Source organism: Rhizobium sp. 768_B6_N1_8, from assembly GCF_051811225.1.
GTDB lineage: Bacteria > Pseudomonadota > Alphaproteobacteria > Rhizobiales > Rhizobiaceae > Rhizobium.
Genome location: NZ_JBPWPV010000002.1, coordinates 2,196,420 through 2,217,802, shown reverse-complemented (window position 1 = coordinate 2,217,802; position 21,383 = coordinate 2,196,420). Strand labels below are relative to the sequence as shown.

General features: G+C 62.3%; 22 protein-coding genes. 18 read left to right on the top strand and 4 right to left on the bottom strand.

The window, feature by feature from the left end:
• Positions 1-305, bottom strand: a 305-nt coding sequence (locus AB8B33_RS34615) for a hypothetical protein (RefSeq protein WP_439018929.1), incomplete at its 3' end; no start/stop codon positions are given.
• On the opposite strand from AB8B33_RS34615, the gene cobF reads away from it, so the two are divergent.
• The 5 genes from cobF to AB8B33_RS34590 all read left to right on the top strand — a co-directional run bounded on the left by cobF (position 232) and on the right by AB8B33_RS34590 (position 4,554).
• Positions 232-996, top strand: coding sequence for a precorrin-6A synthase (deacetylating) (gene cobF / locus AB8B33_RS34610; protein ID WP_439018839.1), 765 nt, complete (start codon positions 232-234; stop codon positions 994-996). The genes AB8B33_RS34615 and cobF overlap by 74 nt on opposite strands.
• A gap of 78 nt (positions 997-1,074) precedes the next feature.
• The gene (gene cobG / locus AB8B33_RS34605; protein ID WP_439018838.1) at positions 1,075-2,436 is read left to right on the top strand and encodes a precorrin-3B synthase; all 1,362 of its coding nucleotides are present in this window, start codon (positions 1,075-1,077) and stop codon (positions 2,434-2,436) included.
• A gap of 2 nt (positions 2,437-2,438) precedes the next feature.
• Positions 2,439-3,071 carry a precorrin-8X methylmutase gene (locus AB8B33_RS34600; RefSeq protein ID WP_439018837.1) on the top strand — a complete coding sequence of 211 codons (633 nt, stop codon included), beginning with the start codon at positions 2,439-2,441 and terminating at the stop codon, positions 3,069-3,071.
• The gene (locus tag AB8B33_RS34595; protein WP_439018836.1) at positions 3,068-3,793 is read left to right on the top strand and encodes a precorrin-2 C(20)-methyltransferase; all 726 of its coding nucleotides are present in this window, start codon (positions 3,068-3,070) and stop codon (positions 3,791-3,793) included. Before AB8B33_RS34600 ends, AB8B33_RS34595 begins: the two co-directional genes overlap by 4 nt.
• Positions 3,790-4,554 carry a precorrin-3B C(17)-methyltransferase gene (locus AB8B33_RS34590; protein WP_439018835.1) on the top strand — a complete coding sequence of 255 codons (765 nt, stop codon included), beginning with the start codon at positions 3,790-3,792 and terminating at the stop codon, positions 4,552-4,554. The genes AB8B33_RS34595 and AB8B33_RS34590 overlap by 4 nt, the downstream gene beginning before the upstream one ends.
• On the opposite strand, the gene AB8B33_RS34585 is transcribed toward AB8B33_RS34590, so the two are convergent.
• Entirely contained in the window at positions 4,518-5,288 is a 771-nt protein-coding gene (locus tag AB8B33_RS34585; RefSeq protein ID WP_439018923.1) for a cobalt-precorrin-6A reductase, read from the bottom strand. The two genes, AB8B33_RS34590 and AB8B33_RS34585, sit on opposite strands and share 37 nt — an antisense overlap.
• Between AB8B33_RS34585 and cbiE the strand changes: the two genes are divergently transcribed.
• Both cbiE and cobM read left to right on the top strand, forming a co-directional pair.
• A complete protein-coding gene (cbiE, locus tag AB8B33_RS34580) occupies positions 5,287-6,516 on the top strand; it encodes a precorrin-6y C5,15-methyltransferase (decarboxylating) subunit CbiE (RefSeq protein ID WP_439018834.1) in 1,230 nt (409 codons plus the stop codon). The genes AB8B33_RS34585 and cbiE overlap by 2 nt on opposite strands.
• A gap of 4 nt (positions 6,517-6,520) precedes the next feature.
• On the top strand, positions 6,521-7,279 hold the full coding sequence (cobM, locus tag AB8B33_RS34575; protein ID WP_439018833.1) for a precorrin-4 C(11)-methyltransferase: 759 nt from the start codon (positions 6,521-6,523) through the stop codon (positions 7,277-7,279).
• Positions 7,280-7,284: 5 nt separating this feature from the next.
• Here cobM and AB8B33_RS34570 read toward each other — a convergent pair whose 3' ends face one another.
• Both AB8B33_RS34570 and AB8B33_RS34565 read right to left on the bottom strand, forming a co-directional pair.
• Positions 7,285-8,097 (bottom strand): TIM barrel protein, encoded by an 813-nt coding sequence (locus AB8B33_RS34570; protein ID WP_439018832.1) that lies wholly within the window; start codon positions 8,095-8,097, stop codon positions 7,285-7,287.
• Between the two features lie 215 nt (positions 8,098-8,312).
• Positions 8,313-9,341 (bottom strand): LacI family DNA-binding transcriptional regulator, encoded by a 1,029-nt coding sequence (locus AB8B33_RS34565; RefSeq protein WP_310380182.1) that lies wholly within the window; start codon positions 9,339-9,341, stop codon positions 8,313-8,315.
• A 134-nt stretch (positions 9,342-9,475) separates the two neighbouring features.
• Between AB8B33_RS34565 and AB8B33_RS34560 the strand changes: the two genes are divergently transcribed.
• The 11 genes from AB8B33_RS34560 (at position 9,476) to AB8B33_RS34510 (ending at position 21,377) form a co-directional block, all read left to right on the top strand.
• Entirely contained in the window at positions 9,476-10,564 is a 1,089-nt protein-coding gene (locus AB8B33_RS34560) for a fatty acid desaturase family protein (protein ID WP_439018831.1), read from the top strand.
• A gap of 36 nt (positions 10,565-10,600) precedes the next feature.
• Positions 10,601-10,915: a MocE family 2Fe-2S type ferredoxin gene (locus AB8B33_RS34555; protein WP_192732019.1), complete on the top strand. Its 315-nt coding sequence runs from the start codon at positions 10,601-10,603 to the stop codon at positions 10,913-10,915.
• A gap of 8 nt (positions 10,916-10,923) precedes the next feature.
• A complete protein-coding gene (locus tag AB8B33_RS34550; protein ID WP_439018830.1) occupies positions 10,924-12,150 on the top strand; it encodes an NAD(P)/FAD-dependent oxidoreductase in 1,227 nt (408 codons plus the stop codon).
• A 50-nt stretch (positions 12,151-12,200) separates the two neighbouring features.
• Entirely contained in the window at positions 12,201-13,004 is an 804-nt protein-coding gene (locus AB8B33_RS34545; protein WP_439018828.1) for a 3-methyl-2-oxobutanoate hydroxymethyltransferase, read from the top strand.
• Between the two features lie 99 nt (positions 13,005-13,103).
• Entirely contained in the window at positions 13,104-14,000 is an 897-nt protein-coding gene (locus tag AB8B33_RS34540) for an NUDIX hydrolase (protein ID WP_439018827.1), read from the top strand.
• Between the two features lie 71 nt (positions 14,001-14,071).
• On the top strand, positions 14,072-15,043 hold the full coding sequence (nadA, locus tag AB8B33_RS34535; protein WP_439018826.1) for a quinolinate synthase NadA: 972 nt from the start codon (positions 14,072-14,074) through the stop codon (positions 15,041-15,043).
• Positions 15,040-16,584: an L-aspartate oxidase gene (locus AB8B33_RS34530; protein ID WP_439018825.1), complete on the top strand. Its 1,545-nt coding sequence runs from the start codon at positions 15,040-15,042 to the stop codon at positions 16,582-16,584. The genes nadA and AB8B33_RS34530 overlap by 4 nt, the downstream gene beginning before the upstream one ends.
• Before the next feature lies 1 nt (position 16,585).
• Positions 16,586-17,485 (top strand): carboxylating nicotinate-nucleotide diphosphorylase, encoded by a 900-nt coding sequence (gene nadC, locus AB8B33_RS34525; protein ID WP_439018824.1) that lies wholly within the window; start codon positions 16,586-16,588, stop codon positions 17,483-17,485.
• 193 nt (positions 17,486-17,678) lie between these two features.
• Positions 17,679-18,491 (top strand): aldo/keto reductase, encoded by an 813-nt coding sequence (locus AB8B33_RS34520; protein WP_439018823.1) that lies wholly within the window; start codon positions 17,679-17,681, stop codon positions 18,489-18,491.
• 684 nt (positions 18,492-19,175) lie between these two features.
• Positions 19,176-21,131, top strand: a complete 1,956-nt coding sequence (locus AB8B33_RS34515; RefSeq protein WP_439018822.1) for a BTAD domain-containing putative transcriptional regulator — start codon at positions 19,176-19,178, stop codon at positions 21,129-21,131.
• Between the two features lie 102 nt (positions 21,132-21,233).
• Positions 21,234-21,377 (top strand): hypothetical protein, encoded by a 144-nt coding sequence (locus AB8B33_RS34510; RefSeq protein WP_439018821.1) that lies wholly within the window; start codon positions 21,234-21,236, stop codon positions 21,375-21,377.
• Positions 21,378-21,383: the final 6 nt, after the last annotated feature.

The following is a 21,383-nucleotide window of genomic DNA, read 5'->3' as shown; positions in this document are numbered from 1 at the left end:
GTCCGTCGTTGATACGCTAATGTTGTCCAAAACACTTGCCCCTTCTTAAAGCGCTTTTCTTTCAACATAGCGTCAAAAAGCGTATCGAAGATGACATGATTCGGGGATAGCGACAATAAACGGTTCGCAAACCACACAGATAGAAGGTTGGCCGCGGCCAACTCCTGGGTGCGCCCTTGCCAAAGACCTGCTTTGGCGGCACAAACCGCAGGAAATCGCGAGGCAGAAAGCGTGCGGCATATCCACATCATCGGTATCGGAACGGGCAATCCCGAACATCTGACCATCCAGGCGATCAACGCCATGAACGCTGCAGACGTCGTGTTCATCCCGACCAAAGGTGCCGCAAAGGCGGATCTTGCCGAGGTTCGCCGGGAAATCTGCGAGCGATATTTGACCCGCGAAGCTGTGCGCATCGTTGAATTCGAGGTACCGAAGCGCGCAACCCAGGACCGGAGTTACGTCCAGAGCGTGGACGACTGGCATGCTGCGATCGCCCTTATCTATGAAGGACTGATCGGCGACCTGCCGGAAAACGGTGCTGGTGCCTTCCTCGTCTGGGGCGATCCAAGCCTCTATGATAGCACGATCCGCATTATCGAACGGGTGCGCAACACCTGTGCCTGCTCCTTCGACTATCATGTCGTTCCCGGCATCACCAGCATCCAGGCGCTGGCGGCAAGCCATCGCATCCCTGTCAATCTCGTCGGGAAGCCGGTCGAGATCACCACCGGCCGGCGGCTGAGCGAAACGGGGCTGATGCGTGAGAGCACCGTCGTCATGCTCGATGGCGAACAGGCCTTCTCGAAGATCGACGATCCCGATGCGGAGATCTTCTGGGGCGCCTATCTCGGCACGGAGAACGAAGTGATCCGCTCGGGCCGGCTTGGCGATATTGCTGACGACATCCTCCGGCTCCGGGCCGAAGAGCGCGAGCGGCATGGCTGGATCATGGATATCTATCTCCTGCGCAAGGGACGGGACTTCGAAGAGTAGCTGTCCCCATATCCAACCCCGATCTCGCTTTGCTGCATCCGGCGCGATCATGTAAGACATGGGCCAAAGGATGGTTGAATGCGCAGCGCTGCCGGCAAGATCTTGGAAGCAGAAAGCCCTGATATAACAGGCATGCACCGTGGCGCCTGCCCGGCGCTCGCAGCCCCCATGCAAACCGGCGATGGTCTGCTCGTTCGCCTGCGGCCAGCGGGCGGCGCACTCACGATCTCCCAGTTCCAGCAGTTGGCCTCGGGAGCGGCGCGACATGGAAACGGTATTCTTGAAATCACCGCCCGCGGCAATTTGCAGATCCGGGGTCTTCAAACCGGCTCCGTTGGGCCGCTGGCAGCCGAGATCGATGCTAGCGGCATCATTGTGCCTGAGGGCGTGGCGATTGAAATGTCACCGCTGCACGGCGTCGATGCCGACGAGATCGCCGATGCGGCAGACATGGAAGCAGTGCTGCGCAGCAAGCTCGGCGACCTTCTCAACTCTCCGCACCTTGCTCCGAAACTCTCCATCCTGATCGATGGGGGCGGTCCGTTTTCACTTTCCGCGCTCGTTGCCGATATCCGCATCGTCGCAGAGCCCGCCGGGCAATGGCTGGTCTCAATCGCCGGCGACGAAGATGGCGCGATGCCGTTGGCCCTCTGTAGTGCAGATGCCGCCGTCAATGCGGTCGGCGATCTGCTCCAGATGCTGATTGCAGGGGGCCGCCGGACACGCGCCCGAGATATCGACGCAACAATACTGCGCGCCCATTATCCGCAGATCGATAGCATCCGATCTACCCGGCCAGCGCCAAGGAAATCGTCCTTCGTTGGTGTTACAAAACTGAGAAACGGCAGCACGGTACTCGGCGTGCGCCTGAAGTTCGGTCAGGCAAGGGCCGCTGATCTGCTCTCCTTTCTCACGTCAGCCGAAAGCGCTGGCGCAAGGGAAATCCGGCTGGCTCCGGATCGTGGTTTCTTCGTGATTGGTCTGACCGAGACGGCAATGCCGGCAATTCAAGAAGCGGCCGTCGATCATGGCTTCAGCGTCACGGCGAACGAGCCGGCCGAGCAGATCGCTGCCTGCGCCGGGGCAGGGGCCTGTGCTTCGGCCTTCTACGATACCAGGGCTCTCTCAAGACAGTTGATCGATCAGGTTCCCGATCTCTTCGACGGCTCGCTGAAGCTTCACCTTTCCGGCTGTGCGAAAGGTTGCGCGCATCGTCGCGCGGATCTCGCGATTGTCGGTACCGGCGAAGGTTACGGCTTCATCATCAACGGTCTCGCGGCAGACAGACCGGCTGCAAGGATTGCTGGCGGACGGATCGATTTCGCTATAGAGAGGCTCGCCCGGCTGATCAAAGACAAAAGAAGCGCCGGCGAGTCGAGCGCCGATTGCCTGAAAAGGCTTGGCCCCAACGGCCTCGCCGAGGCGCTGCAACAGGAATAGCAATGCCAGACTACGATTATATCCGCAGCGGAGACGCAATCTACGAGCGCTCCTTCGCAATCATTCGCAGCGAAGCCGATCTCTCGCGTTTCTCGCCCGAGGAAGCCGATATTGCTGTCCGCATGATCCATGCCTGCGGGTTGGTCGAAGCCGCACAGAATTTCGTCTTTTCACCCGATTTCGTCCATGCCGCGCGCATCGCCCTGCAGGATGGCGCCCCGATCTTCTGCGATGCGGAGATGGTGTCGCATGGCGTGACGCGCGCCCGCCTGCCGGCTCAGAACGAGGTGATCTGCACTCTGCATGATCAGCGCACCCACGAGCTTGCCCATCGGACCGGCAATACCCGCTCGGCTGCCGCTATCCATCTCTGGCTCGACCGGCTCGCCGGCAGCGTGGTTGCGATCGGCAACGCACCCACGGCCCTCTTCCATCTTCTCGAATTGTTGCGCGACGGGGCACCGAAACCGGCGGCGATCATCGGCATGCCGGTCGGCTTTGTCGGGGCTGCCGAATCCAAGGATGCGCTTGCGGAAAACTCCTATGGCGTTCCCTATGCGATCGTGCGCGGCCGGCTCGGCGGAAGCGCCATGACGGCCGCCGCCGTCAATGCGCTTTCGAGGCCCGGCCTATGAACGGCCGTCTGATCGGCGTCGGCACCGGACCCGGCGATCCAGAGCTTCTGACCATCAAAGCGGTGCGCGCAATCGAGGGTGCCGACGTGATTGCCTATTTCGCCAAGCAGGGCAGAAGCGGCAATGGCAAGGCAATCGTCGAGCATCTCTTGAAGCCCGACATCGAACTGTTGCCGCTTTATTATCCTGTCACGACCGAGCTCGACAAGGACGACCCGCTCTACCAGAGCCGCATCACCGATTTCTACAATAGATCCGCCGATGCAGTCGCCCTTCATCTCAAGGCAGGCCGCACGGTCGCGGTGCTGAGCGAAGGCGACCCGCTCTTCTATGGCTCTTACATGCATCTGCATGTGCGTCTGTCGCAGCGCTATCCGACGGAGGTCATTCCCGGCGTCAGCGCCATGTCCGGCTGTTGGTCGCTGGCGGGCATGCCGATCGTCCAGGGCGACGACGTGCTCTCCGTCCTGCCGGGCACGATGGGCGAGCAAGAGCTCACCCGGCGTCTTGCCGATACAGAAGCCGCCGTCATCATGAAGGTCGGCCGCAACCTGCCGAAGATCCGCCGTGCACTGGAGGCTGCCGGGCGTCTTGGCGACGCGCTCTATGTGGAACGCGGCACCATGGCAAATGCCGCAATGGTCAAGCTTGCCGAACGGGGCGAGGGCGATGCGCCCTATTTCTCGCTGGTGCTGGTGCCCGGCTGGGAGGCCCGCCGATGAGCGGCCGGCTATTCGTGATTGGCACCGGTCCCGGCAATCCGGAGCAGATGACGCCGCAAGCGCTGACCGCCGTTGAAACGGCCACTGATTTCTTCGGTTACGGACCCTATCTCGACCGCCTGACGCTGCGCACCGACCAGAACCGCCATGCTTCCGACAATCGCGAGGAGTTGGACCGCGCGGGGGCTGCCCTGACCCTTGCCACCAGGGGCGCAGATGTCTGCGTCGTCTCGGGCGGCGATCCCGGCGTCTTTGCCATGGCCGCTGCCGTCTGCGAAGCGATCGACAAGGGGCCGGCGGAATGGCGCGACGTCGATCTCACAGTCCTTCCCGGCATCACCGCCATGCTGGCGGTTGCCGCGCGCGTCGGTGCACCGCTCGGGCATGATTTCTGCGCGCTGTCGCTATCGGATAATCTGAAGCCCTGGACCGTCATCGAAAACCGCTTGGCGATGGCCGCACAAGCCGGCTTCGTCATTGCCCTCTATAATCCGATCAGCAAGGCCCGCCCTTGGCAGCTCGGCAGTGCCTTTGAACTGCTGCGCCGGCATCTGCCGGCCACTACACCTGTCATCTTCGGCCGCGCGGCCGGACGACCCGACGAGCGGATCACCGTGCAGCCGCTGGAAAGGGCCGATGCCGCCATTGCCGATATGGCGACCTGCGTGATCATCGGTTCACCCGAGACCCGGGTGATTGCCCGTGAAGGACAGCCGGATCTGATCTATACGCCGCGCTTGATGGCCGGGGAGACGAGATGATCGATCGCCTCGAGCGCCGCTTCCACCGTTTCGACCGACGTCATGATGGCAGCGGGCGCGCGGGCGATCACGACAACCTTGATACCGAGCAGGCGCGCGGCCTCGATCTTGGCATAGGTCGCCATGCCGCCGCTGTTCTTGGTGATGACGGCGTCGATACTGTGCTGCCGCATAAGGTCGATTTCGCTCTCGAGCGTGAAGGGCCCACGGTCGAGGACGTAGTCGACATCGGCAAGGGCAAGCGGCGGATCGACGGGATCGACGCTGCGCACCAGATAGAAATGCTGTGGGGCGACCTCGGCGTGATGGGCGCCCTGTCGTCCGGTCGCCAGAAAGACGCGGCGCGGGGCGGGGCCAAGTGCCGCAATCGCCGCCGGAATATCCGCAACGATATGCCAGTGATCGCCCGGTTCGGGCATCCATTCAGCGCGAACGAGCGCGAGCGCGCGGATACCGGTGCGTTCAGCAGCAACGGCGGCATTGGCCGAAATGCGCTCGGCGAAGGGATGGGTGGCATCGACCAGCAGGTGATAGCCTCCTCCCGTCAGGAATTTCGCCAGCCCCTCCGCACCGCCGAAACCGCCGATACGGACGGGAACCGGTTGCTGGGCGGGAGCCTGCGTGCGGCCCGCCAGCGACAGGAGAATGTCGAACTCTTCCCGCGTGGCCAGTTCTGCAGCGAGCCTGCGCGCCTCGTTGGTGCCGCCGAGGATCAGAATACGGGTCTTCTCCATGTCTGACACTTCCCCCTCCTGCCCGCGCTGGCTCACTCTTATCGGCATCGGCGAAGATGGTCCAGACGGGCTCGCCGAGGAGGCAAAGCGCCGGATCGCTGCTGCACCCGCCGTCTTCGGCGGTGCGCGTCATCTTGAACTTGCCGATACACTGATCACCGGCGAACGCTTTGCCTGGCAGAGCCCCTTCGAAAAGTCGGTCGAGGCGATCGAGGCTCGGCGCGGCACGCCCGTCGTCGTGCTGGCATCAGGCGATCCCTTCCTCTACGGCGTCGGGGCGACGCTGTCGCGCCATATCGCGGCACACGAAATGCACACCATCCCGGCACCCTCCGCGTTCAGTCTTGCTGCGGCGCGTCTCGGCTGGCCGCTGCAGGAGACGGCCTGTGTGTCGCTGCACGGACGCCCGCTCGACCTCATCCGCCCGCACCTGCATGCCGGCAGGCATATTCTGGCGCTGACCTCTGACGAGAAAGGGCCGCAGGCGCTGGCCGACCTGCTTGTCGCCAACCGCTTCCCCGAAACACGCCTGACGGTCCTGGAAGCGCTTGGCGGCGGACGCGAGCGCATCCGTAGCACGACGGCATCGGGCTTCGATCTCGACACGAGCGACCCGCTGAATGTCTGCGCGCTGGAAATCGTGGCAGCGCCAGGAGCACGCATCCTGCCTTATACTTCAGGTCTCGACGACGATCTCTTCGAGCATGACGGTCAGATCACCAAGCGGGAGATCCGCGCCGTTACCCTGTCGGCACTGTCGCCGCGCCATGGCGAACTGCTGTGGGATATCGGCGCCGGTTCCGGATCTGTTGGCATCGAGTGGATGCTGGCCGATCCGTCGCTCAAAGCAATCGCCATCGAACAGGCGCCGGAACGGGCTGCCCGCATTGCCCGCAATGCCGTCTCATTCGGCGTGCCGCAGCTTGCCCTCATCGAGGGGACGGCACCTGTTGCGCTCGCCAGCTTGCCCGCACCGGATGCGATCTTCATCGGCGGCGGCGGCAGCGAGATCGGCGTCATGGATGCCGCGATCAAAGCATTGAAGCGGGGAGGTCGGCTCGTTGCCAACGCCGTCACGCTGGAAATGGAAGCACTGCTGTTCGCCGAATATGCGGCGCGCGGCGGCGCGCTGACGAAAATCGAAATCACCCGCGCCGCACCCGTCGGCGGCATGAGCTGCTGGCGGCCGGCCATGCCCGTCACGCAATGGCGCTGGATCAAGGAATAGAAGAATGGTCGTTCATTTCATCGGCGCCGGACCGGGTGCAGCGGATCTCATCACGGTGCGCGGACGCGACCTGATCGGCAAATGCCCTGTCTGCCTCTATGCCGGCTCCATCGTCTCGCCCGAGCTCCTGCAATATTGCCCGCCGGGCGCGCGCATCGTCGATACCGCACCGATGTCGCTTGACGAGATCGAGGCCGTATTTCTTGATGCCGCCAATGCCGGCCAGGACGTGGCGCGGCTGCATTCCGGCGATCTCTCTGTCTGGAGCGCGGTCGCAGAGCAGATCCGCCGGCTGGAGAAGCACGGCATCGCCTATACGATGACGCCGGGCGTTCCAGCCTTTGCGGCAGCGGCCTCGGCTCTCGGCCGCGAATTGACGATCCCGGCCGTGGCGCAGAGCCTCGTTCTGACGCGTGTCTCCGGCCGCGCCTCGCCGATGCCGAATGAGGAGACGCTCGAAAAATTCGGCGTGACGGGAGCAACGCTGGCAATCCACCTTGCCATCCATGCGCTGGCTGAGGTCGTCACGGAACTGACGCCTCTCTATGGCGCCGATTGCCCTGTCGCCATCGTGGTGAAAGCCAGCTGGCCAGACGAGCGTATCCTGCGCGGCACGCTTGCCGATATCGAGGCGAAGGTGGCAGCCGAGCCGATCGAGCGGACAGCCATCATCTTTGTCGGCCGCTCGCTCGGGTCAGAAGATTTCCGCGAAAGCTCGCTCTACGACGCCACCTATCAGCGCCGCTTCCGCGGACGCGAATAGGCTTCTCAAACCTTCGCGGCGATATAATCCATGCTCGCCTTCAACGCGGCGCCGGGGTCCTTCAGCGCATGGATTTCGGACGCGAAGGGCTCAAAGGAGAAGGGGCCTTTGTAGCTTGCCTCCAGCAAAGCGTGGATCTGGGCGGCATTACCAAGCCGGTCATCTGCATCGACGAGAATACGGTGTGGATCGCGCATGTCGGAAACGGAAACGGCGGCATCGCTGACGCCGGAAATATGCACGAGCCCCGTCAGATGCGGGAAGAAGGGCGTTTCGCCGGCAAGGTGATGGTGGAACGTGTCATGCACCAGCCGGAAGGTCGGCTGCGCACCGAGCGTCTCGATCGCATCGGCTGCTTCCGCCTTGGAGCGCAGCGAGCAGATTTCGAAACCGAGCGGTTCTACTAGACCAACGATGCCGGCGGTATCGAGCATGGGGCGGAGTGCCGTCAACGACTGGCGCAGATTGGCCTGGCGCTCGCCGTCGACGCGGCCCGTACCATCATTCTTGGGAACCAGAACCAGCGCCTGCGACCCGACAGCCCTTGCATAATCGATCAGCTCGCGAGCTTCCCGCTCGCGCGTCGCATTCCATTCGTTGAAGCGCTGCAGCGCGTTGATCGAGATGATCGCAACGCCGTGGCGGGCCGCCGCCTCCTTGATGACCTCAGGCTTTGTACCATCGAGAATGGCATTGCCGGCGAGATCGTTGCGGATTTCCACCGCATCGATGCCGAGCGAGGCGGCAAGCGCAAAGAAATCCTCGATCGAAAGCGAAGGTGCTGCCATATGGTTCAGCGCGAAACGAATGGATGCCATGCGAAATCTCCTTCTCGCCCCTCGTGAGTGAGAAGCAGTATGAATGTCTGATCGAATCTCTACTGGAATTTATCCGCCAATCCATCTGTTGCGCGGCATCAAAGCCTATCATCGCTGATAGATTTTCTGGAGCGATGATAGAATTCCATCATTCTAGAACAGCCTGTTTCGCAATTCCGGGCGCAAAACCGCTACGCACTTGTGGTGGAATTGCTCTAGATATTCTCAGGCAGAAAGATCTCGAAGGGCAGGAAGGACTGGCCGGGGATGGCGATCTCGCCCTGTTCCAGCGCGCCGGTCATCAGCGCCACCACTTCCTTGCAGAGCGCCGGCAGCGGCGTTCCAATCGCCATGGTGACGATGCCGTCGGCAAGGCCTGCCTTGCTGTCGGCGGTCAGCTCGTTGACAACAAGCACAATGCGGCCGCCGATCTCCTCTTCCCGGAATGCCGAGATCGCCCCTTCCATGCCGCCGCCACAGACATAGAGGCCGACGAGATCGGGATGTTTCTGCAGGAGCGTCAATGTCGCCTCATGGGTGATCTCAGGCGTTTCCAGATTGATCAGCGTTTCGACCACCTCGAAATCAGGCGCCTCCTCGCGGAAATAGGAGCGGAAGCCCATTTCGCGAAGCTCGTGGCCATGAAAACGGTGACTGCCGACGAAGCAGGCGACCTTGCCAGGCCGGCGGGCAGCTTTGGCAATCATCCAGGCGGCGGAGCGACCAACCTTGCGGTTGTTGACGCCGACATAGGCGTCCCGCACCCCTGTCGCGAGATCGGACAGCAGCGAGAAGACCGGAACGCCGCGCGCCTTTAACTCCTCGACGGCTGCCGTCACGGCCGGATAATCCGGCCCGACAAGCGCGACCGCCTGGCTGCGGGCGCCGAGCAGCTTGATCTTTTCGATGATGGCGGCGGGCGTAGCCGCAGCGGGATATTCCACTTGCGTCTGGATCCGCGCAGTTGTGACGTTGCGGGCCGCCGTTTCGATCTCGCGGGCAAAGGCCTGATAGAAAGGCTGCGTCGGCTTCTGCAGCAGGAAGGCCAGCCGATATTGTGGCAGATCCTCGAAGACGCGCTGCCGGATCAGGCCGACGGCATGGTAGCCGATCGATTGCGCGGCATCATAAACACGACGCGCCGTTTCCTCGCGCACCCGATGGCGGCCGTTCAGCACGCGATCGACGGTCGCAACACTAACGCCGGAGACCTGAGCGAGATCGGAGATGGTTGGGCGGCGCATAGCTATTCCTGATGGTTTTCAATCATGAATGAAAGCCGTCTTTGATGGCTTTTGATAGAATATATCAAGCCTGCATTGAGCGCCTTTCGAAGTCAACCTATTCTCCTGATGCAAGAGCTGATGAGGAGGAAGGCATGGCTGGCGAGGCAACGAAGCGCGATTACAGCCTCTTGGGAGAGAGCGGCAGGACGGCGGTGGAAACCGGTCTTGCGGCCGCGCAATGGTATCATACCGATATTGCCCGCAAGGAGATGAAGGCGCTGATGCAGCGCTCCGACGACCAGGCGATCCGTGACACCGCGCTCTGGCTCGGCAGTATGGTGATCTTTGCCGCGCTCGGCATTTTCTTCTGGGGCTCCTGGATCGCCGTGCCTTTTTTCCTCGCCTATGGTGTGCTCTACGGTTCGGCCTCCGACAGCCGCTGGCACGAATGCGGCCACGGCACCGCCTTCAAGACGCGCTGGATGAACGATGTCGTCTACCAGATCGCCTGCTTCATGATCATGCGCAATCCGGTGACCTGGCGCTGGAGCCATGCCCGCCACCATACCGACACCGTCATCGTCGGCCGCGATCCTGAGATCGCCGTCATGCGCCCGCCCGATCTCTTTCGGCTGATCCTGAATTTCTTCGGCATTCTCGATGCCTGGCATGCCGTCATCGACATGGTCCGAAATTCGGCCGGCATCATCAGTGCGGCGGAAAAGACCTTCATCCCTGAGATGGAGCAGCCGAAGGCGATCCGCATTGCGCGTATCTGGCTTGCGATCTACGCCGTCACCATTGCGCTTGGGTTTTACCTGGGCTCGATCCTGCCCCTGATGCTGATCGGCCTGCCGCGCCTCTATGGCGCCTGGCATCATGTGCTGACCGGCCTGCTGCAGCATGGTGGGCTTGCAGACAACGTCATCGACCACCGGCTGAACAGCCGCACGGTCTACATGAACCCGATCAGCCGCTTCATCTACTGGAACATGAACTACCACGTTGAGCATCACATGTTCCCGATGGTGCCTTACCACGCGCTGCCGAAGCTGCACGCGATGATCATGCACGACCTGCCGGCGCCCAATCCGTCGATCTGGTCCGGCTATAGGGAGATGATCCCGGCCTTTCTGCGCCAGCTTCGCAACGAAGATTATTTCCTGAAGCGGGAACTGCCGGCGACAGCGCGGCCCTATCGCGAGGAATTTCACGCCGAGCTGGCGCCTGCAGCCCAGTAGGCTGCTCAATAGAACAAGATCGAGGGAGGAAAAGAGATGAGCGGAAACTGGATCGAGGTTTGCGGCAAGGACGAGATCGACGAGGAGGATGTCATCCGCTTCGACCATGGCGGGCGCACCTTCGCAGTCTATCGCAGCCCGGACGATGAGTTCTTTGCGACTGATGGGCTCTGTACCCATGAGCAGATCCATCTCGCCGACGGCCTCGTCATGGACGAGATCATCGAATGTCCCAAGCACAATGGCCGCTTCAACTACAAGACGGGCGAGGCCAAGGGCGCCCCCGTCTGCGTCAACCTGAAAACCTATCCCGTCAAGATCGAAGGCGGCGCCGTCTTCATCGCGATCTGAGGTGCGCCATGGCCCATTTTGTCATCCTGGGGGCAGGGGAATGCGGGGCACGCGCCGCCTTCGCGCTGCGGGAAAAGGGATTTGACGGTGAGATCACGCTCGTCGGTTCCGAACCGCACGCTCCCTATGAGCGCCCGCCGCTCTCCAAGGCTGGCCTTGCCGGCAATGTCGATCCCAAATTCATCGCGGCACGGGAGACCTTTGAGGCCGGCAATATCCGCCTGCTGACCGGTATGACGGCAACCAGCCTCGATGCCACGGTCCATACCATTACCCTGTCAGACGGCAATCGCCTCAACTATGACCGGCTGCTGCTTGCAACGGGCGCCAGCGCTCGCGCCTTTCCCAATGCGCCTGCTGATAGCAACCATATCCGGTCGCTCCGTACGCACCATGATGCGGTGACGCTGCGCGCCGTGCTGAGGCCCGGCAAGCGGCTTGCCGTCATCGGCGGCGGCTTCATCGGCCTGGAGGTTGCAGCAACCGCGCGTCAGCTCGGCGCCGATGTCGTTCTCATCGAAGGGCTGGAGCGCGTGCTGAAGCGCGGCGTTCCCGAGGATGTCGCCCATTTCGTGGCCGAGCGCCATCGCGCCGAGGGCGTCGATCTGCGCTGCGGTGTCTCCATCGAATCCCTGACCGAGCGGGAGGGCAAGGCTGTCATTCGGCTTTCCAACGAAGAGACGGTCGAGGCCGACGTGGCGCTTGTCGGCATCGGCGCCCGGCCGAATACCGAGCTTGCCGAAGCGGCCGGACTTCATACCGACAACGGCATTGCCGTCGATGATCGGCTGCGCACGTCCGCCGCCGATATATTCGCTGCCGGCGACTGCTGCTCCTTTCCACTCACAATCTATGGCGGCCGGCGTGTGCGGTTGGAATCCTGGCGCAATGCGCAGGAACAGGGCACGCTTGCCGCCGCCAACATGCTGGGCGCCGATGAGCCGGTCTCCGCCGTGCCGTGGTTCTGGTCGGATCAGTATGAGATGACGTTGCAGATAACAGGGCTTGCCGATGGCGCGGTCGCCCATCTGCGCCGCGATCTCGGCGAGGGGGCCTTCATCCTTTTCCATCTCGATGCCGAGGGCCGGCTGATCGCAGCAAGCGGCATCGGACCCGGCAATGCGGTCGCCCGCGACATCCGTCTGGCGGAAATGCTGATTGCCGCACGCGCCCATCCCGATCCGGCCGCGCTGACGGCCAGCAACGTCAAGCTGAAGACGCTTCTCGCCGCCTGATCGCTTCCCCGAATACCGACCCAACGAATACTGGTCCAAAGGATATTGCGATGAAAAAACATAATCGCGCCACGGTCGCCGACCTCCTGGCGCTCAAGGGAAAACGGCAGCTCACGATGCTGCGCGTCACCTCGCTCGATGAGGCGGAAGCGGCGGAAAAAGCCGGCATTGACATGATCTCCGTGCCGCCAACCCTCTTGGGACCGGTCTTTCGCGAGGCGGCCCCCACACCCTTTGCCATTCCCGGCCTCGAGTATGGCGACCATGTCTCGGCCGAGGACTATATAGGCGAGGCCTTCAAGGCGCTGAAGGCAGGCGGCGACGCCGTCTATTGCGCCGCAAGCCTGCAGACGATCCGCCGCATGCGCGACGAGGGTATTCCCGTCTGCGGCCATGTCGGACTGATCCCTTCGAAGGCGACCTGGACCGGCGGCTTTCGCGCTGTCGGCAAGTCGGCCGCTAGCGCCTTCGACGTCTGGCGCCAGACGAAGACGCTTCAGGATGCCGGCGCATTCGCGGCCGAGATCGAGGTTGTTCCCGGCGATGTCGCGGCTGCGATTTCCAACCGCACCTCGTTGCTGATGATCTCCATGGGCGCCGGGCGCGGCTGCGATGCGCAGTATCTCTTCGCCGACGACGTGCTCGGCACGACCAGAGACCACACGCCGCGACACGCCAAGGTCTACCGCAACTTCGCAGCCGAATATGACCGGCTACAGCGCGAGCGCATTGCGGCCTTCAGCGAATTTGTCGAGGATATCCGCTCGGGAGCCTATCCGGAAAAGCGTCACCTTGTCGGTATCGACGAAGCCGAATTGCGCAATTTCCTGCATCGGCTGGAAGCCGAGGGATAGAAGGCCCTCGGTCGCTGGGGAGAAGAGGAACCTGCCATTGGCATCGGTGCCGGCCTATGTCAGAGAATAGAGCGATCACGAACAGATTCTCAGGCTCTGGTGACGATAGGCTTTGCACATGCGGAATTGATCGCGGTTCTCGTCGCGGTGACGGGCGATGAACCGCGTGTCATGACGATCCAGAGTGGCGATGCACTTCCGTCCGGCCCTTTCGAAATGGGCCATCGCACGCTGCAATCGGGCCTGCGTGAATGGATCCAGGAACAGACCGCCCATCCCGTCGGTTTTCTCGAGCAGCTCTACACATTTGCCGACCGCGACCGGAACAACGATATCCAGGGCGGACGCACCATATCCATCAGCTATCTCGGCCTCGTTTACGAACAGACGGGCGCCGGCCGGCCGGGCTGGCACGGCTGGTATGAATATTTCCCCTGGGAAGACCATCGCGACGGGCGGCCAGCCGTCATGGACGAATTGATCGCTCGCCTGCGCCTGTGGGCCGACGCCGATCCCCCCAGGCGCGAATATCGCCACCGCCGCGCCGATTTCACTTTCGGGCTCGACGGCGGCGGTTGGAACGAAGACCTGACATTGCAGCGTTACGAACTGCTCTATGAGGCGGGCCTCGTCACGGAAGCCGGCTCTAGCAAGAACGACAATCTCGGCCGACCGATGTTTGCCGACCACCGACGGATTCTCGCGACCGGCATTGCAAGGCTTCGCGCCAAGATCAAATACCGCCCGGTCGTTTTCGAACTTATGCCCGAAAGCTTCACCCTTCTGCAATTGCAGCGGGCCGTCGAAGCGCTGGCCGGGCTGACGCTGCATAAGCAGAACTTCCGCCGCCTGATCGAACAGCAGGAACTGGTGGAGGAAACCGGCGAGGCGACGAGCGAAACCGGCGGCCGGCCGGCCAAGCTTTTCCGCTTCCGCCAAACCATTCTCGAAGAGCGCGCGCTCGCCGGAACGAAATTACCGCTCTCCCGCAATTGACATATGCTCACTGTGAGAATATCTCTATGCGCAGGATATGCTCAAATCGAGCATAATTGATGGAGCCGGCCATGAACCACCTTGTATCCGCGTCGTCCCTCTATGATCGCGTCAGCCGCGTCATTCCCAAAGCCGAATGGATGATGTTCCAGGACGATGTCGATGCGATCCTCGAGTTGAAGCGCAAGCGCAACGCCGTCATCCTGGCGCATAACTATCAGACGCCGGAAATCTTCCATGGCGTGGCCGATATCGTCGGCGACAGCCTGGCTCTGGCACGAAAAGCCATCGAGGTCGATGCCGACGTGATCGTGCTGGCCGGCGTGCATTTCATGGCCGAGACGGCAAAGCTCCTGAACCCGGAAAAGACAGTGCTGATCCCCGATATGGGGGCCGGCTGTTCGCTGGCGGACTCGATCACGCCCGAGGATATCGCGCTGCTGCGCCAGGCTCATCCAGGCGTGCCCATCATCACCTATGTCAACACGTCTGCAGCCGTCAAAGCCGCCTCCGATATCTGCTGCACCTCGGGCAATGCCAAACAGGTCGTCGAATCCCTTGGCGTTCCCCGGGTGCTGATGATCCCGGACGAGTATCTTGCCCAGAATGTCGCCAAGGAAACCAATGTCGAAATTATCGCCTGGCATGGCCATTGTGAGGTGCATGAGCTTTTCACTGCCGAAGATGTTCGCCAATTGCGGGAGAACCACCCCGGCGTGACGGTGCTTGCCCATCCCGAATGCCCGCCGGATGTCGTTGCCGAGGCTGACTTCGCCGGCTCCACCGCCGTCATGTCCGATTATGTCGGGCAGAAGAAGCCGGCCCGCGTCGTGCTGCTGACCGAATGCTCGATGAGCGATAATGTCGCCGTGCATCATCCCGATGTCGAATTCATCCGCCCTTGCAATCTCTGCCCGCACATGAAGCGGATCACGCTCTCCAATATCCGCGCGGCACTGGAAGAAAACCGCCACGAAGTGACTGTCGATCCCGCGGTCGCTGTCGCTGCCCGCCGCGCTGTCGAGAGGATGCTGGCAATATGAGCGAGATTGCTGACCAACTCACCGGCCGCACCGTCATCGTCGGCAGCGGCCTTGCAGGCCTGATGACGGCGCTGACGCTTGCGCCGGAGCCCGTTGTCATCGTTACTCGGGCTGGCCTCGGCGCTGAAACGTCAAGCGCCTGGGCGCAGGGCGGCATTGCCGCCAGTCTCGGCGCCGATGACAGCGCCGACCTGCATCTGGCCGATACACTCGCCGCCGGCGACGGGCTTTGCGATCCCGTCATCGCTGCCGGCATCGTCGCCGAGGCGCCGGCCGCGATCGCCGCGCTGGAGCGAGCAGGGGTCGGCTTCGACAAGACGCCGGATGGCAGCTTTTCGCTGGGGCTTGAGGCCGCCCATAGCCGCCGCCGCATCGTGCATGCGGACGGCGACGGCTCGGGTGCGGCGATCGTCCGTGCACTGGTCGCAGCCGTTACCGCGACACCCTCCATCACCGTGCTCGAAGGGCTGGAGGCCCGCCGCATCCTGACGGACGAGAGCGGTGTCAGCGGCCTCGTCTGCGCGAGCGAGAATGGCGCCGTCATCCTTCCGACACGGCGGATCGTGCTGGCGACCGGCGGCATCGGCGGCCTCTATGAGGCGACGACCAATCCGACCGGCAATTTCGGGCAGGGCATCATGCTTGCCGCGCGCGCCGGAGCCGAACTTGCCGACATGGAATTCGTGCAGTTCCACCCGACTGCACTTGATTCCCGCCGCCGGCCACTGGCGCTGGTGAGCGAAGCCGTGCGCGGGGAGGGTGCCGTGCTCGTCAATGAGAGCTGCGACCGTTTCATGGCCGGCGTGCCGGGCGCTGAATTGGCGCCGCGCGATGTGGTGGCCCGCGCCATCAGCGCAGAACTGGCGCGTGGCGGCAGGGTGTTTCTCGACGCGCGCGCAGCACTTGGCGATCGTTTCGCCACGCGTTTTCCGGTCATCGACGCTCTGTGCCGGGAAGCCGGTCTCGATGCCTCGCGTCAGCTGATCCCGGTGCGCCCTGCCGTCCATTATCACATGGGCGGGGTAGCGACCGATGCTGCCGGCCGCAGCTCCATTGCAGGCCTGTGGGTTGCCGGCGAGGCGGCCTCAACCGGCCTGCACGGCGCAAATCGGCTCGCCAGCAATTCACTGCTGGAGGCCGCCGTCATGGGCATACGTGCGGCACGTGACATTCTTGCGACCCCAGCCGCAAAACCCTCGACAGCTGAATCCATAGTAACGCTGCCCGCGGCGGCCGATCCTTCCCCCGTCCGACCGATCGTCTCGCGCCATCTCGGCGTATTGCGCAATGCAGGCGCCATCCATGGCGCCGTCGCAAGCCTGCTGCCGCTTGTCGAAGCCGAGGGGCCGGCTTCCGATCCGGCGATCGTTGCGCTGTTGATTGCCGTCTTCGCCAGCCTTCGGGCGGAATCGCGCGGAGCCCATGCCCGCACCGATTTTCCGCTGAGGCGGGCCGAAGCCGCACGGCGGAAAATGACGCTGACTGACGCCCTGGAGATTGCCCGGGCGACCGCTTCCCATCCCCTTGCAAGGAGTGCCTGAGATGAACCTCGCTTCCCTTCCGCGCGTCATTGTCGAGCCGCTGGTGCGTGCCGCCCTTACCGAGGATCTCGGCCTTGCCGGTGATATCACCTCGGCAGCTGTCATCCCGGAAGAACATCGCTCGACGGTCGTCATGGCGGCCCGCCAGCCGGGTGTGGTTGCTGGTCTCGACGCCGCAGACCTTTCCTTTCAGCTCGTCGATCCCGCCATCACGATGAGGCGGCATCTGCCTGATGGTGCCGCCGTAGAGCCAGGCAGCCTGATCGCCACCATCGAAGGCCCGTCGCGCGGGCTGCTGACGGCCGAGCGCACAGCGCTGAATTTCCTCGGTCATCTCTCGGGCATTGCCACAGTGACATCAGGCATAGTCGAGGCGATCCGCAACACCAAAGCCGCCGTCGTCTGCACCCGCAAGACGACGCCGGGGCTGAGGGCGCTCGAAAAATATGCCGTGCGGGCCGGTGGCGGTATGAACCACCGATTTGCGCTCAATGATGCGGTGCTGATCAAGGACAATCACGTTGCCATTGCCGGCGGCGTGGCAGAAGCAATCCGCCGCGCCAAGGCAGGCGTTGGCCACATGGTCAAGATCGAGGTCGAGGTCGACACGCTTGACCAGTTGCACGAGGCCATGGGCGAAGGGGTCGATGCCGTCCTCCTCGACAATATGACGCCCGATCAGCTGCGCGAGGCCGTCAGCATCGTCGCCGGTCGCGCCATCACCGAGGCCTCCGGCCGCGTCACGCCGGCAACCGCACCGGCCATTGCCGCCTCCGGCGTCGATCTGATCTCGGTCGGCTGGCTGACGCACAGCGCCCCGGTTCTCGATATCGGTCTTGATTTCGTCGAAGCCGCTGCCGAAAGTGCGTCGCCGTTCCGCCGTCTTGCCCAGGCATTCTAGAGCAATTCCTCCCATACGGTAGCCGACCTCTGCCGGCTGCCGTATCAGGGCCCAATTCACGCCCGTATTTTCTTTAAACCCCCATCAGGATTTGCCCGAAATTCTATCGGCGTTTTTCGCTGGACAGAGCCCCAAGCTATTGCAAAGCTCCATGAGCCCGCTGGAGGAGTGAGGCGAATTGGAGGAAATAGATTTGCAAAAACATGATGTTATTCCGTTGATGGGATTTGGCACCTTTGGGCGCAACGGCAAGGATGGTATCGATGCGATCCTGTGTGCGCTCGAAACCGGCTACAGGCACCTCGACACTGCGCAGACTTATGATACCGAATTCGAAGTCGGCGAAGCGCTGCACCGCTCGGGCCTGAACCGAGACGAGGTCTTCCTGACGACGAAGATCTCGACCGATAATTTCGGTGCCGGCGCACTCGTTCCTTCGCTGGAAAAGAGCCTCGAAGCGCTCAAGGTCGATCAGGTGGACCTGACGCTGATCCACTGGCCCTCGCCCAATGGCCGCATTCCGCTCGACGTCTACATCACCCAGATCGCAGAAGCGCAGGCCCGCGGCCTGACGAAGCTGATCGGCGTTTCGAATTTCACGATCGCCCTTCTGGAGGAGACGGAAGCACTGCTCGGCAAGGGCAGGATCGCCAACAACCAGTTCGAGCTCAATCCGATCCTGCAGAACAAGAAGCTCGCAAACTATTGCCGGGAAAAAGACATTCTCGTCACCTGCTACCTGCCGATCGCCCGTGGCATTCTGTCCGACGAGCCGGTGCTGCGCGCAATCGGTGAAAAACACGATGCGACGCCGGAACAGGTGGCGATCGCCTTCGAACTCGCCAAAGGCTACTGCACCATCCCCACATCGGGCCGCCCGGAGCGCATCCGCTCGAACTTCCAGGCAAGCTCGATCAGGCTTTCCCCTGAGGAAGTCGCCCGCATCGAAACCATCGACCGCAATCACCGCGTCGTCGATCCGGACTGGGGCCCGAAGTGGGACTAGGTTTTTCCGACGATCGACGGTCGCGTGCGACTGGATCGAGCGCGGTCGCGATGATCGCTAAACCAAGCCGCGTGTCGGCGTGAAGGGCAAGCGTTGCACATGCAGGCAGTCCTTCGTTTTCGTTAGCCGGACTGGACCAAGCGTTCGTCCGACAGGCCGCAGTTGCGGCGCTTGGCCGCTGATTTCAGCCTTTACATCATTGTCTCAATCACGTCGTAACGTGCACGATAGTCGGTCTGACAGAGTAATGAACCGCTGCTGCCGCAGTGGCGGAATTGCGGCTGCTTGAGTCTTCGGAGGCGATACAGAACGCCGGTGCCTCCCCGGTATCGGAACGCGCAGTGCCCTGATTTGGGCGACGGTTTGGAGATTGGGTGTGGGCGATCGTATCAACGATATTTTTGTCATTGGCGGCGGGATCGAGGAAGCCGCGGCATTGGACGAATACATGGCGGCAGCGCCGGTTCGCATGGCGGGATGATGCTCCGAAATAGAGCGGCGTCTCACGTCATATGCAGTATTCGTAAAGTGTGTTGGCAGCAAGCACCGGCCGGAGCGTAAATATTCGATGAAAATATTGCTCCAGCAAAGCAAAAGCGCTTCCCGTTGCCCGCTATTCACTCTAACATCATGTAATCGGTCGGTCCGTTCCAAGCGTTCCGGCTTTTAAAGGTGAGAACCCTGATGGACGGGTCAACCGGGGAAGTGAAAGCGAACAGATTATGTCTGCTCGGCAGGCCGCGATTGTTGGCCGCCGGGACTGAGCTTCCTTTGCCCGAAAAGTCCTATTTCCTGCTGGCAATGTTAGCGCTGTCGTCAGAACCGCTGGTGGACCGCGAAACCATCCGATGCCAGCTATGGCAATCCGAACTTCCCGAAAAACGGGCCGGTAGCCTTCGCCAGCTTCTGTCGCGCATCGAACAGAGCATTCCCGAGGGCCTGCCGCCCTTGCTCACTGCCACGCGCACCCATCTCGGCCTTGCGCCCGGCTGGGAGATCGACCTCAATATCCTCAAACAAAAGGATGTGTTGGGGCCGGACGAAAGCGGCATCCTGCTCGGAGAATTGCTCGAAAGCGTCAAATCTCCAACGCAGGGTGCCGAGGACTGGCTGACGTTCGAGCGCCAGCGGATTAACGAAGCGCGCATGGCGCATCTTGTCCGCCTGTTGGAAAGCAAGGACGAGCGTCCGGACGAGGAACAGGTCGCCTTTGCCAAGCGGCTGATCGAGCTCGACCCCGCCAACGAGATCGCCTGCCGCGCGCTGATGCGCGCCCACGCCCGCATGAATGACCTGCCGGCGGCGCGTCAGGCCTATCTGAAATGCCGCAGCCAGCTCAAGGACGATTTCGATATCGAACCGGACGAGGCCACGACGGCCCTTGCCCGCGAACTCGGCATCCTGTCCGCGGCACAGCCGGCGGCGACGGAACGTCCGCATCCGGTGTCGGAACTGCTGATCGATCCGGTCGGCCAGCCGCGCATCGTCATCCTGCCGCCCGAGAGCATCTTTACCGATCCGCTGATGGAGCGCGTCGGCCGCGCGCTGCTCGAAGATGTCACAATCGGGCTCAGCCAGCAGCGCGGCTTCAAGGTGATTGCCGCTCATACCAGCCTGGAAATGCTGAGCCGCGCGCTCGACCCGACGCGCCCGACCATCGGTCCGCTCGACCTCTCCTTCGACTATGCCGTCTATGTGACGATCCAGAGCCGCGACGAGGATGTCTACGCCACCTGCCGGCTGACGCGCACGTCGACCTCCGAAGTGCTCTGGGCGGTCGAAATTCCTTTTGCGATGCAGAAAATCAGCGAAGCCTTCAGCCAGCTGACCCGGCGCATCGTGATGACGCTTGCCGATACGATCGAGCGCTACGAACTGGCGATGCCGCTTGGCGACGTGCCGGCTTCCGCCTATCGCCTCTATCTCGAAGGCAAGCGGCTGATTTCACAGACCGACCTGCAGCACCTGCGGCAGGCGCGCAAATGGTTCAAGTCGTCGCTCAGCCGCTACGAACATTTCTCGCCGGCCCATGCCGGCATGTCTCGCGCCCTCGGCATGGAATGGCTGATCCGCGGGATGCGCGATCGGGAACTGCTGGACGAAGCCTACAGCGCCGCAAGGATGGCGCGGCAGACCGACCCGAACAGCGGCCGGGCCTATCGCGAACTCGGCTTCGTGGCGCTCTATCGCCGCCGGTTCGAAGAAAGCCTCGATTCCTTCCAGCAAGCTCAGGATCTCAATCCCAACGATGCCGACATCCTGGCCGATTTCGCCGACGCACTTTCCCATGACGGCGATTTCGATCGGGCCCTCGAGCTCAGCCGCGCTGCCTTCAAGCTCAATCCGCTGCCGCCGGACTATTATTACTGGAACCTCGGCGGCATCCATTTCATGCGCGAAGAGTATGAAAAGGCGATCGATGCGCTGGAGCCGGTGAAGGCAAAACAGGCGACGGCGCGCCTGCTCGCAGCCGCCCATGCCATGGCGGGCGATACTGCGAAGGCTCGGAATTACGCCAAGGTGGTATTGGAAAACTTCCCCGATTTCCGCAGCGAAGGGATCCGTCATTTCGTCCCCGATCGCGATCCGGCCTTCACCGAACCGTTGATAAAGGGCCTGCAACTCGCCGGTCTTCCGTGATACACAGCCTTTTAACGAAGCCTGTAACGCTTAAATGACGCAGGCAATGTTCTTTTTGAATGGTTAACGGCGGTCAGCCGCCCAACCATTTGGAGAGAGATCATGAAAACCGTTGAAACCAACGCTGCAATCCAGGCCCCCACACTCCGTTTCTCTGCTGCTGCCAAGGCAGCCGTCAAGCAGGACCAGCTCAGCGTTTCGGCAAATGGCCTTGAAAGCCTGACGCATGCACTGAGGTTCCGCTGAGGAATC

What these genes read in the sequence shown, in the direction of transcription:
- AB8B33_RS34510 (WP_439018821.1), top strand. Translation starts at nt 21,234, where the DNA reads ATGAAAACCGTTGAAACCAACGCTGCAATCCAGGCCCCCACACTCCGT.
- nadC (WP_439018824.1), top strand. Translation starts at nt 16,586, where the DNA reads ATGAACCTCGCTTCCCTTCCGCGCGTCATTGTCGAGCCGCTGGTGCGT.
- AB8B33_RS34600 (WP_439018837.1), top strand. Translation starts at nt 2,439, where the DNA reads ATGCCAGACTACGATTATATCCGCAGCGGAGACGCAATCTACGAGCGC.
- AB8B33_RS34555 (WP_192732019.1), top strand. Translation starts at nt 10,601, where the DNA reads ATGAGCGGAAACTGGATCGAGGTTTGCGGCAAGGACGAGATCGACGAG.
- AB8B33_RS34515 (WP_439018822.1), top strand. Translation starts at nt 19,176, where the DNA reads ATGGACGGGTCAACCGGGGAAGTGAAAGCGAACAGATTATGTCTGCTC.
- AB8B33_RS34560 (WP_439018831.1), top strand. Translation starts at nt 9,476, where the DNA reads ATGGCTGGCGAGGCAACGAAGCGCGATTACAGCCTCTTGGGAGAGAGC.
- nadA (WP_439018826.1), top strand. Translation starts at nt 14,072, where the DNA reads ATGAACCACCTTGTATCCGCGTCGTCCCTCTATGATCGCGTCAGCCGC.
- cobM (WP_439018833.1), top strand. Translation starts at nt 6,521, where the DNA reads ATGGTCGTTCATTTCATCGGCGCCGGACCGGGTGCAGCGGATCTCATC.
- AB8B33_RS34570 (WP_439018832.1), bottom strand. Translation starts at nt 8,097, where the DNA reads ATGGCATCCATTCGTTTCGCGCTGAACCATATGGCAGCACCTTCGCTT.
- AB8B33_RS34550 (WP_439018830.1), top strand. Translation starts at nt 10,924, where the DNA reads ATGGCCCATTTTGTCATCCTGGGGGCAGGGGAATGCGGGGCACGCGCC.
- AB8B33_RS34585 (WP_439018923.1), bottom strand. Translation starts at nt 5,288, where the DNA reads ATGGAGAAGACCCGTATTCTGATCCTCGGCGGCACCAACGAGGCGCGC.
- AB8B33_RS34565 (WP_310380182.1), bottom strand. Translation starts at nt 9,341, where the DNA reads ATGCGCCGCCCAACCATCTCCGATCTCGCTCAGGTCTCCGGCGTTAGT.
- AB8B33_RS34590 (WP_439018835.1), top strand. Translation starts at nt 3,790, where the DNA reads ATGAGCGGCCGGCTATTCGTGATTGGCACCGGTCCCGGCAATCCGGAG.
- AB8B33_RS34595 (WP_439018836.1), top strand. Translation starts at nt 3,068, where the DNA reads ATGAACGGCCGTCTGATCGGCGTCGGCACCGGACCCGGCGATCCAGAG.
- cbiE (WP_439018834.1), top strand. Translation starts at nt 5,287, where the DNA reads ATGTCTGACACTTCCCCCTCCTGCCCGCGCTGGCTCACTCTTATCGGC.
- cobG (WP_439018838.1), top strand. Translation starts at nt 1,075, where the DNA reads ATGCGCAGCGCTGCCGGCAAGATCTTGGAAGCAGAAAGCCCTGATATA.
- AB8B33_RS34530 (WP_439018825.1), top strand. Translation starts at nt 15,040, where the DNA reads ATGAGCGAGATTGCTGACCAACTCACCGGCCGCACCGTCATCGTCGGC.
- AB8B33_RS34545 (WP_439018828.1), top strand. Translation starts at nt 12,201, where the DNA reads ATGAAAAAACATAATCGCGCCACGGTCGCCGACCTCCTGGCGCTCAAG.